The 14385-nt window shown below is 75.0% G+C and carries 11 protein-coding genes and 1 pseudogene; 4 read left to right on the top strand and 8 right to left on the bottom strand.

The features are described 5' to 3' along the window. Nucleotides 1-73 precede the first annotated feature (73 nt). Nucleotides 74-700: a hypothetical protein gene (locus ACQP04_RS17225; RefSeq protein WP_433508041.1), complete on the top strand. Its 627-nt coding sequence runs from the start codon at nt 74-76 to the stop codon at nt 698-700. A gap of 9 nt (nt 701-709) precedes the next feature. Here ACQP04_RS17225 and pdxT read toward each other — a convergent pair whose 3' ends face one another. Together pdxT and ACQP04_RS17215 are read right to left on the bottom strand one after the other, a co-directional pair. Next, complete coding sequence (gene pdxT, locus ACQP04_RS17220) at nt 710-1342, bottom strand: pyridoxal 5'-phosphate synthase glutaminase subunit PdxT (RefSeq protein ID WP_433508040.1); 633 nt, start codon at nt 1340-1342, stop codon at nt 710-712. Between the two features lie 52 nt (nt 1343-1394). Then, nucleotides 1395-2804, bottom strand: a complete 1410-nt coding sequence (locus tag ACQP04_RS17215; RefSeq protein WP_433508039.1) for an NAD-dependent malic enzyme — start codon at nt 2802-2804, stop codon at nt 1395-1397. A 168-nt stretch (nt 2805-2972) separates the two neighbouring features. On the opposite strand from ACQP04_RS17215, the gene ACQP04_RS17210 reads away from it, so the two are divergent. Beyond that, a complete protein-coding gene (locus tag ACQP04_RS17210; RefSeq protein ID WP_433508038.1) occupies nt 2973-5096 on the top strand; it encodes an elongation factor G-like protein EF-G2 in 2124 nt (707 codons plus the stop codon). Nucleotides 5097-5332: 236 nt separating this feature from the next. On the opposite strand, the gene ACQP04_RS17205 is transcribed toward ACQP04_RS17210, so the two are convergent. Then, nucleotides 5333-6778: an SDR family oxidoreductase gene (locus ACQP04_RS17205; protein ID WP_433508037.1), complete on the bottom strand. Its 1446-nt coding sequence runs from the start codon at nt 6776-6778 to the stop codon at nt 5333-5335. A 126-nt stretch (nt 6779-6904) separates the two neighbouring features. Here ACQP04_RS17205 and ACQP04_RS17200 point away from each other — a divergent pair, with 126 nt between their 5' ends. Continuing rightward, on the top strand, nt 6905-7555 hold the full coding sequence (locus tag ACQP04_RS17200) for a superoxide dismutase family protein (protein ID WP_433508036.1): 651 nt from the start codon (nt 6905-6907) through the stop codon (nt 7553-7555). A gap of 21 nt (nt 7556-7576) precedes the next feature. Here the strand turns inward: ACQP04_RS17200 and ACQP04_RS17195 are convergent, their stop codons facing one another. From ACQP04_RS17195 to ACQP04_RS17180, 4 genes and pseudogenes are all read right to left on the bottom strand, one after another. Further along, a complete protein-coding gene (locus ACQP04_RS17195; RefSeq protein ID WP_433508035.1) occupies nt 7577-9799 on the bottom strand; it encodes a M28 family peptidase in 2223 nt (740 codons plus the stop codon). Between the two features lie 61 nt (nt 9800-9860). Further along, nucleotides 9861-11112, bottom strand: a pseudogene (locus ACQP04_RS17190) (IS110 family transposase). Between the two features lie 252 nt (nt 11113-11364). Continuing rightward, nucleotides 11365-11673, bottom strand: coding sequence for an AzlD domain-containing protein (locus tag ACQP04_RS17185; RefSeq protein ID WP_433508034.1), 309 nt, complete (start codon nt 11671-11673; stop codon nt 11365-11367). Continuing rightward, nucleotides 11670-12350 (bottom strand): AzlC family ABC transporter permease, encoded by a 681-nt coding sequence (locus tag ACQP04_RS17180; RefSeq protein WP_433508033.1) that lies wholly within the window; start codon nt 12348-12350, stop codon nt 11670-11672. The genes ACQP04_RS17185 and ACQP04_RS17180 overlap by 4 nt, the downstream gene beginning before the upstream one ends. A gap of 53 nt (nt 12351-12403) precedes the next feature. Between ACQP04_RS17180 and ACQP04_RS17175 the strand changes: the two genes are divergently transcribed. Further along, nucleotides 12404-12964: a helix-turn-helix domain-containing protein gene (locus tag ACQP04_RS17175; RefSeq protein ID WP_433508032.1), complete on the top strand. Its 561-nt coding sequence runs from the start codon at nt 12404-12406 to the stop codon at nt 12962-12964. A 261-nt stretch (nt 12965-13225) separates the two neighbouring features. Here the strand turns inward: ACQP04_RS17175 and ACQP04_RS17170 are convergent, their stop codons facing one another. Continuing rightward, complete coding sequence (locus tag ACQP04_RS17170; protein ID WP_433508031.1) at nt 13226-14179, bottom strand: glycoside hydrolase family 16 protein; 954 nt, start codon at nt 14177-14179, stop codon at nt 13226-13228. Between the last annotated feature and the right edge of the window lie 206 nt (nt 14180-14385).

Raw genomic sequence — 14385 nt, 5'->3', positions numbered from 1 at the left:
GACACTGGTGGGGACACAGAGCACGCCGGACGGGCGGGCGTTACACGATCGGCACGACGGGTGGGAGGACGGCATGGACGAGCGGATCCTGGTGGCGACGCGGCGGGCGCTGCACGCGGTGGCGGAGTCGGTGGTCGCGGGCCCGCAGTACCGGACCGACGGCACCATCCGGCTGAAGGTGACGCCCGGCGGGTTCGGCGGCACCCTCTCCACGCTGCGGGTCGAGCACACCGAGCTGGTCTGGCGGGGCGGTCGCGCCCCGCTCGCCGGCACGTGCCGGCAGCTCGCCGAGGCGGCGGGGGTGCAGGTCGGGCCGCCCGAGGGGCTCTACGCCGACGGCTCGGGCGTCGGCCCGGACGAGCCGTTCGCCCCCGACCCGATCGCGGTGGAGCACCTCGCGGACTGGTTCGCCCGGGGCGACGCCGCGCTGCGGACGCTCGGCGACCCGGTGCTCTGGCCCGAGCACTTCGACCTGGGGGTGACGGCGGACCGGGTCAACTACGGGGTCTCCCCCGGCGACGCGGCCCACCCGGCCCCGTACGCCTACGTCGGACCGTGGGAGCCCCGGCGCGGGGAGTTCTGGAACGCCCCGTTCGGCGCGCTGCGGCCGGCCTCGGAGCTGCCGGACGTCGACGCCCTCGCCGCCTTCCTGGCCGAGGGCCGGGCGGCCGCCGGGCGGGACCCCGTCGCGACGGGCTGACCCGCGCGGTCAGGTCTGCCGGACGACGTCGGCGAAGAGGGCGTGCACCCGACCGTCGCCGGTGAGCTCCGGGTGGAACGCGGTGGCGATCACCGTGCCCTGCCGGACCGCGACCGGGCGGCCCGCGGCGGCGCCGGGGTCCTTCCCCGTGCTCGTGACGGGCGGGACCGCGGCGAGCACCTCGACGTCGTCGCCGGTCTTCTCGACCCACGGCGCCCGGATGAACACGGCGCGGACCGGGCCGCCCTCGACGCCGGTGAAGGCGAGGTCGGTCTCGAACGAGTCGACCTGGCGGCCGAAGGCGTTGCGCCGCACGACGACGTCCAGCCCGCCGAGCTGCTTCTGGTCCGGCCGGCCGTCGAGCACCTCGCCGGCGAGCAGGATCATCCCGGCGCAGGAGCCGTAGGCGGGCATGCCGTCGGCGATCCGGTCCCGCAGCGGGTCGAGCAGCTCGAAGACCTCGAGGAGCCGGCTCATCGTGGTCGACTCGCCGCCCGGGATCACCAGCCCGTCGACCGCGGCCAGCTCGGCCGGGCGGCGGACCGGCACGGCCTTCGCACCGGTCGCCTCGAGGGCGGCGGCGTGCTCGCGGACGTCGCCCTGGAGGGCCAGGACGCCGATCGTCGGGACGGCTCCGGTCACTGCTCGATCACCACCTCTACCAGGGTAGACGGTGATGCGGCCCACCCGCCGGTCACTGCCCGGCGGCCACCTCGCCCGCCCGCGCGGCCTCCTGCGCGGCGTGCCGGACGGCCTCGGCGACCGCGGGGGCCACCGACGGGTCGAACACGCTGGGCACGATGAAGCTGGCGTTGGGCTCGTGCACCACGTCCGCGATCGCCGCCGCGGCCGCGAGCAGCATCCGGTCGGTGATGTCGTGGGCCTGCGCGTCGAGCAGCCCGCGGAACACCCCGGGGAACGCGAGCACGTTGTTGATCTGGTTCGGGTAGTCCGAGCGGCCCGTGGCGACCACGGCCGCGTGGTGCATCGCGACCGACGGGTCGATCTCCGGGTCCGGGTTGGCCAGCGCGAACACGATCGCGTCGTCGGCCATCGTGGCCAGCTCCTCGACCCCGAACAGGTTCGGCGCGGAGACGCCGATGAACACGTCCGCGCCGACCAGCGCGTCGGCCAGCGATCCCTGCCTGCCCCGGTGGTTGGTCTGCTCGGCGATCGAGGCCAGGTTGTCGTCGAGGCCCGCACGGCCGGAGTGCACGATCCCGTCGATGTCGACGGCGAGCACGTCGCCCGGCTTCTCCGAGGCCAGCAGCCGGATGATCGCCGACCCGGCCGCGCCCACCCCGCACACCACGATCGTGCAGTCGGTGATCTTCTTGCCGACCACGCGCAGCGCGTTGCGCAGCGCCCCGAGGACGACGACGGCGGTGCCGTGCTGGTCGTCGTGGAAGACCGGGATGTCGAGCATCTCGCGCAGCCGGCGCTCGATCTCGAAGCAGCGCGGCGCGGCGATGTCCTCCAGGTTGATCCCGCCGTACGCCGGGGCGATCACCTCGACGGTGCGGATGATCTCCTCGGTGTCCTGGGTGTCCAGCGCGACCGGCCAGGCGTCGACCCCGGCGAACCGCTTGAACAGCGCCGCCTTGCCCTCCATGACCGGCATCGCCGCGGCGGCGCCGAGGTTGCCCAGCCCCAGGACCGCGGAGCCGTCGGTGACCACGGCGACGGTGTTGCGCTTGATCGTGAGCCGGCGCGCGTCGGACGGGTTCGCCGCGATCGCCTGGCAGACCCGGGCGACGCCGGGGGTGTAGGCGCGGGAGAGGTCGTCGCGGTTGCGCAGCGCGACCTTCGACTGCACCTCGAGCTTGCCGCCGAGGTGGATCAGGAAGGTCCGGTCGGACACCTTGCGCACGTGCACGCCGGGCACCGCGCCGAGCGCGGCGGTGATCTCCTCGGCGTGGTCGGAGTTGAGGGCGTTGCAGGAGATGTCGACGACGATCGTGGCCGTCCGGGCCTCGACGACGTCGAACGCGGTCACGACCCCGCCGACGTTGCCGACCGCCACGGCCAGATCCCCGGCGGCGCTGGCGGAGGCCGGGGCCTCGACGCGGACGGTGATGGCGTATCCGGGACCGGGTATGGGCACGGCCAGGGACCCTACTCGCGCGCGCCGTGTGATCCCGCGCGCGCCGCCACCGGATTGGGCAAGGCTTGAGGCGGACCCTGTGCGCGGGGTTGTGCCCGCGCGACGAGGGGAGTGGAATCGGCTGTGACCCGCAGCACATCGGAGTGCACCCCAGCGGAGGTGGTCGCAATGACCGTCAGATCAGACCCCAAGACCGGCCAGCGCGGAGCATCAGACGGGATCGGGGCGCCGGTCACCGATCCCTCGCTCATCCGGAACGTCGCCCTCGTCGGGCCGTCCGGGTCGGGGAAGACGACGCTGGTGGAGGCGCTGCTCGCGCACACCGGCGTGATCCCCCGGCAGGGCAGCGTGCTCGACGGGACGACCGTGTGCGACCACGACCCTGCCGCCGTCCGCCAGCACCGTTCCGTCACGCTCGCCGTCGCGCCGCTGCGGCACGGCGAGCTCAAGATCAATCTCATCGACACGCCCGGCTACGGGGACTTCGTCGGGGAGCTGCGCGCCGGCCTGCGGGCCGCGGACGCCGCGCTCTTCGTCGTCCCGGCGATCGCGGGCGCGGACGGCGAGGGCATCGACGCCGGGACGATCGCGCTGTGGCAGGAGTGCGCCGCCGTCGGGACGCCCCGGGCGCTCGTCGTCGCGCGGTGCGACCAGGCGCGGGCCGACGTCGAGGCGACCCAGATCGCCTGCCAGGAGGCGTTCGGCGGGGTCGCGCCGCTCTACCTGCCCATCGACGGCGGCCTGTACGGCCTGCTGAGCCAGACCCCCGAGGGCGCGGCGCCGGCCGGGGCGGAGGAGGCCCGGGCCACGCTGATCGAGGGGATCATCGAGCAGTCCGAGGACGAGACGCTCATGGAGCGCTACCTCGGCGGCGAGGACATCGACACCGCGGTGCTGATCGACGACCTGGAGACGGCCGTCGCGCGCGGCGCCTTCCACCCCGTCGTGCCGGTCTGCTCGGCCAGCGGCGTCGGTCTCGACGCACTGCTCGAACTGCTCGCGGGCGGGTTCCCGTCCCCGCTGGAACGCCCCCTGCCGATGGTGTCGACGATCGACGGCGGCGCGCACGACGCGCTCACCGTGGACCCCGGCGGCCCGCTGGCCGCCGAGGTCGTGCGCACCTCGGCCGACGCGTACGTCGGTCGGGTCTCGCTGGTCCGGGTGTTCTCCGGGACGTTGCGGCCGGACACGTCCGTGCACGTCAGCGGGCACGTCCCCGCCCCGCGGACCAGTCCGGAGGACGCGAGCGCGTTCCCGCCCGGCCACGACTCGGACGACCGGCTCAGCCACCTGTACACCCCGCTCGGCTCCACGCTGCAGGAGACGGAGACCTGCGTGGCCGGCGACATCTGCGCGCTGACCAAGCTGTCCGGGGCCGAGACAGGCGACACCGTGTCCGACGCCGAGCACCCGCTGCTGCTGCGGGCCTGGGACCTGCCGGAACCGTTGCTGCCGATCGCCGTCGTGGCGAAGGACCGCAGCGACGAGGACGCGCTCGCCCGCACGCTCGGCAAGCTGGTCGCGGCGGACCCGGGGCTGATCCTGGAGCGCAACCCGGAGACCCACCAGACGGTGCTGTGGTGCACCGGCGAGGCGCACGCGGATGTCGTGCTGTCCCGGCTGCGCGAGGCCGGGGCCAACGTCGACACCGAGCCGGTGCGGGTGCCGATGCGGGTCACGCTCGACCACAAGGCGAGGGTGACCGGCAGGCACGTCAAGCAGTCCGGCGGGCACGGCCAGTACGCGATCTGCCACGTCGAGTTCGAGCCGCTCCCCCGCGGGTCCGGCTTCGAGTTCAAGTCCGCCGTGGTCGGCGGGTCGGTGCCGACGCAGTACGTCCCGAGCGTCGAGAAGGGCATCCGGGCGCAGCTCGAGCGGGGCCTCACCGCGCCGTCGGAGGGCCCGGACGCGCCGCCGCACCCCGTCGTCGACATCCGGGCGACGCTCGTCGACGGCAAGGCGCACAGCGTCGACTCGTCCGACGCCGCCTTCCAGACCGCCGGGGCGCTCGCGCTCCGGGAGGCCGCCGAGGCCTGCGGGGTGACGCTGCTGGAGCAGGTCGACGAGGTCGCCGTCACGATCCTCGACGACCACCTCGGGGTCGTGCTCGGCGACCTGTCGTCGCGCCGCGGGCGGGTGCTGGGCACCGAGCCGACGGACACGGCGGGGCGCACCGTGGTCCGCGCCGAGGTGCCGTCCGAGGAGCTGCTGCGCTACGCGGTGGACCTGCGGGCGATGACCTCCGGGACGGCCACGTTCACGCGGGCCTTCGCGCGGTACGGGGAGAAGTAGCGGCCGGCCGTCGCGAGCGGCGCCGGCGGGCGCCGCTCGCGACGGCTCGTGGCGGACCCGCCGGGACCGTCGGGGGTCGGTCCGGTCGGGCGCAGCCGTTGCGGGGGAGCGGACGGCTGCGGCGAATGCTCTCGGTGACGCCCGTGCCCCGTCAATCCGCGAAATCTCACGCTACGCAGTGGTAACGAAAGATGCAGGCGCAACGATCTCGCGTCGGGTAACAGCGTTACGGTGGATCATCCTCCGCCGTTCGGCTGCTGATGCTGGCCCGCGCGGCGCTCCGCCTCGTAGGCCACCATCCGGGCCATCACACCGAAGATCAGGTCGTGCCCCGGCTTCTGCGCGTACCAGTAGACGCGCCCCGCGAGCCCCCGGGGACGGAACGTGACGGTCTGCGTATAGCGGCTCGCCCCGTCGCCGGCGGGTTCGACCGTCATCCGCAGCCGCGCGACCCCCGGCAGCCGCGTCTCCGCGCGCAGCGCGAGGGCGTGCCCCTGGTCGACCTCCTCGACCCGCCACCAGTCGACCGGTGCGCCCGGCTCGAGCCGCTCGGGCCGGCCGCGCCGCAGCCCGACGCCGCCCACCAGGCCGTCGAGCCGCTGCCGCAGCGCCCACGCCCCGGGCACGGTGTGCCAGCCCTCGTCGCCGCCCAGCCCCGCGACCACGGACCACAGGACCTCGGGCGGCGCGTCGACCTCCTCGACGTGCCGGCCGGTCAGCGCGGGCGGGCCGGACCCCTCCGGGTCGGTGGCCGCCGCGCCCGCCGACCCCTCCTCGGCGAGGGCCCGGCGCACCGCTTCGCGGTACGGCGTCCGGCCGCCGGGCGGGTCCCCGACCAGCGCGGACAGGTCCGACTCACGACAGACGAGGTCGTAGGCCATCGACTCGAGCAGCGGCCCGGCGAGCTCGCGGTCGACCGGCGTGAGCGCCTCGACCGCCCGCGCGCCCAGCCGCGGCGCGGCGAGCGGGACCGGCACGGTGAGGGCGCGGGCCAGCCCGGCCTCGCGGGCGTACCCGCGCAGCAGCTCGACGTAGCTGGGCGCTTCCGGCCCGCCGACGTCGAACGCCCGGTTCACCTCCGGCGGCAGCCGCAGGCAGGCGGTGAGCCAGTACAGGACGTCGTCGATCGCGATCGGCTGGATGCGGTTCCACGCCTGGTCCGGCAGCGGGAGGACCGGCGGGCCGCCGAGGACCGTCTCGGCGAGGTGCCGGATCATCTCGAAGCTCGCCGACCCCCGGCCGACGACGATCCCGGCCTGCAGCACCGCCGTGGGCACCGCGCCGGCCAGCAGGATCTCGCCGACCTCGTGGCGCGACCCGAGATGGGCGGAGTTGGCCTCGCCGGTGGGCTGCAGCCCGCCCAGGTAGACGATCCGCCGCACGCCCCCGGCCTCGGCCGCCGCGGCGAGCGTGTGGGCCGCGACCCGGTCGCGGTCGGCGAAGTCCGGCCCGTCCATGGAGTGCACGAGGTGGACGACGGCCTCGACACCGCGACACGCCTCCCCGGTGGGGGCGGCATCGCCGACGCTCCCCCGCACGACCTCCACCCGGTCGGCGAAGCCGGTCCGCGCCAGCCGCTCCGGCGACCGCACGAGACAGCGGACGGCGTGCCCCTCCGCGAGCAGCCGCGGCACCAGCCTCGCGCCGACGTAGCCGGTCGCTCCGATCACGAGAACTCGCACGGGCCCGATCGTCCCCGATCACCGGCCGGACCGCTCGTCCCCGCCCGCCGGACCTCCGGCGCCACGATCGGGCTACCGGGCGCGGCGGTATCCGATGATCACACCCCCATGGGGTATGTCTGATTCATGGTCCCACCACGCACCCTCCACCGCCTCGTCCTCCCGGCGCTGGCCGTCCTGTCCGTCGCGCTCGTCGGCTGTTCGTCGCCGTCCCAGACGCCGTCGACCGAGACCGGCACGCCGGCCGCGACGACGGCCCCGGCCGCCCCGGCGGCCCCGGCCGCGAGCGGCTCCGCCGGGGACGACGTCGACGTCGAGGCGACGTTCGCCAGCACCGGCGACGCGATCACCTACAACCCCCAGCTGGTGCCGGCCGGCGCCACGGCGAAGGTCACGTCGTCGACTGAGGGCACCAGCTCCACCGTCACCCTCGCGGTCACGGGCCTGGTGCCGAACCGCACGTACGGCTCCCACGCCCACCAGAAGCCGTGCGGCCCCGCCGCCGCGGACTCCGGCCCGCACTTCCAGCACGTCGCCGACCCGGTGAGCCCGAGCGTCGACCCGGCCTACGCCAACCCGCAGAACGAGGTGTGGCTGGACTTCACCACGGACGCGCAGGGCGCCGCCTCGGTCACCGCCACGCAGGCCCAGTGGGCGTTCACCGACCAGGCCGCGCCGCAGTCCGTCGTGATCCACGCGATGAAGACGGCGACGGAGCCGGGCAAGGCCGGGACCGCGGGTGACCGGGTCGGCTGCGTGACCGTCGACTTCGCCTGACGGACTCCTTCGCTCGCACGCTCAGAGCGGGTGGGAGCCCGTCACCGCGACGAGCTCGCTCGTGTGGCTGCCCGCCACGCCGACGTCCGGCGGCCGGGGCCGGAACCCGGGCAGCCCGTCGAGCCCGTCGGACCCGTCGGTGACCTGCAGGCGCAGGTCACCGGCGGGCACGTCGCGCAGGGTGAGGCGGAGTTCCAGGCCCTCGGGCGGCGGGGCGTGGAACAACAGGTCGAGGCGGCCGTCGCGGACGGGCACGGGCGTGCCCGCCACCCCTGTCCCGATCTCGGCCGCGGTGACCACGCCGCCCTCGCTGCGCAGGGCCACGAAGCGGACCGTGCGCTGCGGGCTGATCCGCGCGGTGACCGACCGGCCCTCGCGGGTCGCGGTCACGGTCGCGGGCGGCAGGTCCGCCGGGAGCGCCGGGCCGGTCGCGTAGGTACCCCCGAACCCGGGCAGGTCGAGCTCCTCGCTCCCGTCGACGTGGCCGGCGGTCCACGGCCCGGGCCGGGCCTCCGCGCTGACCCAGCGGGCCGAGTGTGCGTCGGCGTCGAGCAGGTACACGAGCTGGCTCGGGGCGGGCTGCGTGGCGTCGAAGGCATTGCGCGCGAAGCCGGTGGCGCCGAGGACGAGCGCGGCCGCCAGGGCCACGGCGGGCGTGAGCCGCGGGACCGGCAGGAGGTCCAGCAGCGGGACGAGCGCGACGCCGAGCAGCACCGTCATGAAGGCCGGGACCGCGGCGACGGACAGGCCCAGCGCCGGCAGGAACAGTACGGCCGTCGGAACCAGGACCAGCACGGCGACCACTCCCGCCAGGGCCGCGGCGATCCGGCCGCCGATCATGCCCGCGACGCCGCCCGCCAACGCCGGCAGGGCGGTCAGGTAGGAGCCGCCGGGCGTCGCCACCGCCAGGAGCACGCCCAGTACCGCGAGCCACGCCAGCCCGCCGACGGCCAGCGCCGTCGTCCCGATCCGGTTGCGCAGCAGGGCGAACCACGCCAGCACCACGGCCGCGACCAGGCAGGCCAGGGCGACCCGGTCCCAACCCGGCTGCCACGGGTCGCGCAGCGCCGCATAGCCCGGGCGCAGCGTCGTCAGCCCGAACCACACCAGCTGCGCGAGCGCCGGTGCGACGACGAGCGGGACCAGCCCGGCGGCCGCCCCGGCCAGCAGCTGCCGCCCCGTCGTCCGCCCCCAGCGGAGCGCGACCAGGGCGAAGCCCGCGACCGCGACGACGGCGAGGACCGCGAGCGGCACGACCAGCGCGCCCGGGTAGCGGACGAGCAGGCCCACGACCGGGAAGTACGTCGCGTCGGCCGACTCCGCGCGCACGGCGGCGAGGTCGACGGTCCCGAGCCGCGACACCAGTGCCGTCGTGTTGTCCAGGTGCATCTGCAGCGACCCGAGGTCCATCCGCGCCGGAACGTCCTGCGGTGCGTGGTAGGCCGCGCTGCCGTCGATGTACGCGCTGTTCAGCCCGGTGAAGCGGCCGGCGTCGCGGAAGGGGCTGAAGTCGGTGTCGTTCGGCAGGATCCGGTAGACCTCCCCCGCGAAGCTCGTCGCGACGGGGTGCGGGGCCGCCGCCGCGAACTCCCGCACCACGGCGCCGTTGCCCGGCGTGGTCTCGAACATGATCACGGGGCCGGACGTGCCGCGGGCCTCGACGTTGAGCACGACCCCGCCGCCGGCTGCCTCCGGCGCCTCCGCGACGAACGCCTCCGCCCCGCACAGGCAGGCCTCCTCGGCGTCCGTCGAGACCAGGACGACGTCGTTGCGGGGCGGGTGGGCCCGCAGCCACCGGGCCGTCTCGAGCAGGGTCGCAGTCCCCGCGCCGTCGTCGTTGGCGCCGGGGCCGGACTGGACGGAGTCGTGGTGCGCCACGAGGAACACCCGCCCGGTCGAGGCCGTCCCGGGCACCGTCGTGATCACGTTGCGGACGCGGGCGGCGGCCGCCGTCCTGTCGCCGAGAGACCCGGCGTTGACGCCGATCGTGTCCTGCACCCGCGATGCGAACCCCATGTCCCGCAGGGTGGTCAGCACGTACTCGCGCACGGCGTCGTTGGCGGGCGAGCCGGCGACATGCGGGCGCACGGCGATGCGCTCCACGTCGGCGAAGGCCCGGGCGGCGGACGGCCCGGCCGCGGCGGGGTCGCGCTCGGGCGTGGGCGGAAGGATCGTGACGACGGCGGCGACGCCGGCCGCGACGACCAGGAGCCAGGCGAGGAGCGGGGCGAGCGGGCGCGGCACGCGCGCAGTCTCGCGGCTCCGTCCCGATCTTGCGAGTCAGACATCCCATGACGTAGTGGTGTCAAGCGGCGGTGGTGTGGTGGTGGGCCCAGGCGGTGGTCTCGTTGTAGCGGGTGCGGGTCTTGAGGCAGCCGTGCAGTATTCCGACCAGCCGGTTGCCGAGCTGTCGTAGCGCGGCGTTGTGTCCGATGCTGCGAGCGCGGAGGGCGTCGTAGTAGGCGCGGGCACCTGGTGAGGCCCTCAGGGCGCAGAACGCCCATCGATGGACGGCGTCACCGATGCGGCGGTTGCGGGCGTAGCGGGCCAACACGACGGTCTTGCGCCCGGACGCGCGGGTGATCGGGGACGTTCCGCGTAGTTCTTGCGGGCCTTGGCGTCGCGGTAGCGGTGCGGGTCGTCTCCGAACTCGGCGAGCACCCGGGCCCCGAGAGTCACACCGAGGCCCGGAAGGCTGGCGTAGATCTCAGCGTCCGGGTGCCGGCCAAACCCTGACCGATCACCTCTTCCAGTCCCGGCAGCTGCCCGGACAGCGCCGTGAGCAGCCGGGCCTGGGTCAACGCGATCGTCGCGTACGCCGACTCGACCGCAGGCGGCTGGCGCAGCACCGGCGCGCGCAGCGCCGTCTGGATCGCCTCGGCGCGGGCATCGACGTTGCGGCGGCGGTGCCTCTTCAGGATCGCCGCGATCTTCGCCCTCGACAGCCGGGCGGCCCGGTCGGGGTCCGGGGCCCGCTCGAGCAGCTCGACCGCGTCCGGATCGGTCAGCTCCAACCTGCCCGCGACCAGGGCGTCGAGCAGCCCCGGGTGGTACTCCCGCAGCGCTTGGCGCAGCCGCTGCAGGTGCCGGGTCCGGTCCCAGATCAGGCTCTGGTGCGTCCGGGCGACCAGCTTGAGCGCCTCGACCTGCGCGCTGTCCCCGGCCACCGGGCGGTGATGCTCGCGGTCGAGGCGAACGATCTCGGCCAGCACGTGCGCGTCCCCGGCATCGGACTTCGCCCCGGAGGTGGAGTGCCGCTCGCGGTAGCGGGCCACCGACATCGGGTTGAGCGCGAACACCCGGTAGCCGGCCGCGAGCAGCGCGGTGACCCACGGGCCGCGGTCGGTCTCGATGCCCACCACCACCGCCCCGTCGGCGAGCATCCCGGTCTGCGGGTCGAGGTCGGTGTCGTCGAGATGCTCGGCGAGCATCTCGTGCAGCCGGGACATCCCGGCCATGCCCTCCGGCAGCCGCGCTCGCCCGAGTCGTTTCCCGGCCTCGTCGACGATCTCCACGTCGTGGTGATCCTCGGCCCAGTCGTCACCGACGAACAGCAACGGCCCCACCGCCTCCCGCTTGGTCCTTCGTCGACGGCAGCGTGGAGCAGGACCCGCGACCTAATGGTCAAGTGCTCACCGACCCCGACGAGCTCGAGGGCCGGGGCACGTCATCCCATCAGCGGTTCGACCTGCTCGCGACCAGCGGGCGCACGATCTGACTCTAGAGCTCAACGCTCCGGCGACGAGAGTGCTGACCCGCTGGCCGCTACCAGCGCCGAGCCTGGCACAACCCCAGCTCGACAGAACCCATTAGGCGACCCCGAGGGTGCGCAGGCCCGCCGTGGTTCCCGCGGCCAGCACCACGACCAGCACGAACGGCACCTTCAGCCACGCCGCCACCCCACCGACGAGGACGCCTGCGGGCCGGGCCCAGCCGGCGAACCCGCCGGCCTCCGTCAGCGCGGCGGTCGCGACCAGGGCGACCAGCAGGGCGGTCGCCCCGAGGTCGGTGAGCCGGGCGAGCCGCGCCGGGAGCGTGACCCTGTCGCGCAACAGGATGCCGGCGAGCCGGACGAGGTAGGTGCCGGCGGCGAGGGCGAGGACGGCGGCCCAGGTCATCGCTCCGCCTCCGTCCGGCCGGCGAGGACCAGGGCCAGGAGCGCGACCAGGACCGGCAACCCGGGCGGGAGGAAGGGCGTGGCGGCGAGCGCGACGACGGCCGCGCCGAGGCCGACCCGGCGGGCGTCGGACGCGCGCAGCGAGGGCAGCAGGAGCGCGAGCAGGGCGGCCGGGAAGGCCGCGTCGACCCCGAACGACGCGGGGTCCGGCACGGCCGACCCGGCGAGCAGGCCGACGACGGTGCCGGCGTTCCAGCCGACGAACAGCAGTGCTCCGCACGTCCGGTACGCCGCCCGGGCGCGTGGGCCATTGCCCCGCGCGCGGGCGAAGGCGACGTTCTCGTCGATCAGGATGTGGGCGCCGAGGAGCCGGGCCGGCAGCGTCCGGCCCGCGAGGTCGCCGATCGCCAGCCCGAACGGCAGGTGCCGCAGGTTCAGCAGCAGCCCGGCCGCCACCGCGGCGATCGGTGCCCCGCCCGCGGCGACCACCGCGACCGCCAGGAACTGCGAGCCGCCCGCGAAGACCAGCACCGACATGGCCACGGTCAGCACCGGGGGCACCCCCGCGGCCGCTGCCAGGGCACCGAAGGACATTCCGACGACCGTGATCGCCGCCCCGAGCGCCAGGGCGTCCCGGAGGTCGCCGCGCTCCAGAGCCGTTCGCCGCGCCGAACACATGGCCGTTAGGATGAACACCGTCGAGGCGTTCGTCAAACCGGATAAGGAGACCGATGAACCGAACGGAGGGGACGCCGCTCGCGGCCATCGCCTCTGCGGTGCGGCGCGAGCGGACCCGGCGCGAGCTGTCGCTCGGCGAGCTCGCACGGCGGGCGGGGATCGCCAAGTCGACGCTGTCGCAGCTCGAGGCGGGCGCCGGGAACCCGAGCGTCGAGACCCTGTGGGCGATCGCCGTCGTGCTCGACGTCCCGTTCTCCCGGCTGGTCGACCCGCCCGCGCGGGCCGTGCGGGTGGTGCGGGCCGGGGAGGGTGTGGTGATCCCGAGCGAGCACTCGCCCTTCACCGGCACCCTGCTCGCGGCCTGTCCGCCCGGGGCCCGCCGGGACCTGCACGTGATCACCGCCGAACCCGGCCCGGCCCGCGCCGCGCACGCCCACATCCCCGGCACGACCGAGCACATGGTCGTCACGGCGGGGCGCTGGCTGGCGGGGCCGGAGGGCGAGGAGGTGGAACTGGGCCTCGGGGACTACGCCTGCTTCCCCGGCGACCGTCCCCACGCCTACCAGGCCCTCGAACCCGGCACCGCCGCGGTGTTGGTGATGGAGTACGTGTAGCCGTCACTCCCGCGCGTCGCACTACAGCCCCCGCGAGTCGGGAGATCCGGCACCGCGAGTCGGGAGCTCTGGCACCGCGAGTCGGGAGTTCCGGCACCGCGAGTCGGGAGTTCCGGCACCGCGAGTCGGGAGTTCCGGCACCGCGAGTCGGGAGATCCGGCACCGCGGGTCGGGAGTCTCGGGCGACCGAGTCGGCGATCTCGGGAGGCGAGGGGCGCGACGAAGCGGCCGCCCGGGTCGGACGGCCCCTCCGCATGCGTGTCAGCCCGCACGGACCGCGTTCGGCACCAGCCCCCGCCTCGGGTCCGACGTGTCGGTCGCCCCGGGATCGACGCCGGCCGGGCCGAGCAGGGCGTCCGGGGCGCCCTCGGTCAGCCGACCCTGCGGCGCCACCGCCTCGACGGCCTCGCCAGCCAGATCCACAGCACCCTCCGCGGTCGCAGTCGCGCGGTCCGCGACACCCTCGGCCGCACCGACTCCGCTCGCGATCGGCGCACGGGCGACGTCGGAGGCACCCTCCACGGCCTTGCCGGCGCTGTCGTGCGCCAGGTCTTTGGCGTGCGTGACCTCGCCCTCGGCGGCCTCGGTGCCGTTGAGCGGGTACTGCTTGATCCAGTCGATCTGCATCTCGGACCGCTTCACGTCGCCGCCGCCCTCCGGGAACCAGTCGAGCTGGACCGTGAGGTGCATCGGGCCGGGCGGGAGGATCGAGGTGTCGTCCGTGCGCCACCACTCCTTGCCGTCGACGAACGCGGCGATGTGGTCGGGGGTCCACTCGACCGCCCAGTTGTGCCACTGGGTGGCGTCGACGTCGACGCTGCCCTGGACCTGCTGGTTGTCCTCGCCGTAGTGCAGGAACATGTCCGTGGACCGGCGCTTCGAGTCCGACATCTCCATGAAGTCGACCTCGCCGCCCACGGGCCAGTTCTCCGCGTCGGGCCACAGCAGCAGGAGCGCGTGGTAGCTCGGGTCGGCCACCGGCGCCTTCACCCGGCCCTCCCAGCGGCCGTACTGCTGGCCCTTGCCCCAGGCCATCCCGCCGGTGGTGCCGTCCGGGGTGCCGGTCACGGTGAGGACGCCGTCCTTGACCGAGAACGCGTCGGGCGAGCGGCGGCCGGCGCCGTTGTGGCCCGCGCCGTCGTAGGGCTCCCATTCGTCGCTCAGCGAGGTGCCGTCGAACTCGTCGACGCGGTTCGGCTCACCCCACTGGTGCATCACCGCCGCGCTGGTGTCCGCGCCCGCGTCCGCCGGGCACGGGGCGAGCGCCGGGTTCGGGACCAGACCGGCACCCGGGGCACTCGCGCCCGGTGCGGTCGGGGACGGAGTGGCCGGTGCGGTCGCGATACCCGGTGCGGTCGCGTGCCCGGGTGCGATCGCAGTGCCGGGTGCGGTCACAGCCGCCGCGATGCCGGGGGCAGTCG

This window comes from Pseudonocardia halophobica (genome assembly GCF_050948485.1).
GTDB classification, from domain to species: domain Bacteria; phylum Actinomycetota; class Actinomycetes; order Mycobacteriales; family Pseudonocardiaceae; genus Pseudonocardia; species Pseudonocardia halophobica.
Note: the sequence above shows the minus strand (reverse complement) of the source record. Positions and strands in the feature narration are given on the sequence as shown.

Bases quoted from the DNA above. Each gene is read 5' to 3' on its own strand.
- ACQP04_RS17175 (WP_433508032.1), top strand. From the start codon at position 12,404: ATGAACCGAACGGAGGGGACGCCGCTCGCGGCCATCGCCTCTGCGGTG.
- ACQP04_RS17210 (WP_433508038.1), top strand. From the start codon at position 2,973: ATGACCGTCAGATCAGACCCCAAGACCGGCCAGCGCGGAGCATCAGAC.
- ACQP04_RS17185 (WP_433508034.1), bottom strand. From the start codon at position 11,673: ATGACCTGGGCCGCCGTCCTCGCCCTCGCCGCCGGCACCTACCTCGTC.
- ACQP04_RS17225 (WP_433508041.1), top strand. From the start codon at position 74: ATGGACGAGCGGATCCTGGTGGCGACGCGGCGGGCGCTGCACGCGGTG.
- ACQP04_RS17200 (WP_433508036.1), top strand. From the start codon at position 6,905: ATGGTCCCACCACGCACCCTCCACCGCCTCGTCCTCCCGGCGCTGGCC.
- ACQP04_RS17180 (WP_433508033.1), bottom strand. From the start codon at position 12,350: ATGTGTTCGGCGCGGCGAACGGCTCTGGAGCGCGGCGACCTCCGGGAC.
- ACQP04_RS17170 (WP_433508031.1), bottom strand. From the start codon at position 14,179: ATGCACCAGTGGGGTGAGCCGAACCGCGTCGACGAGTTCGACGGCACC.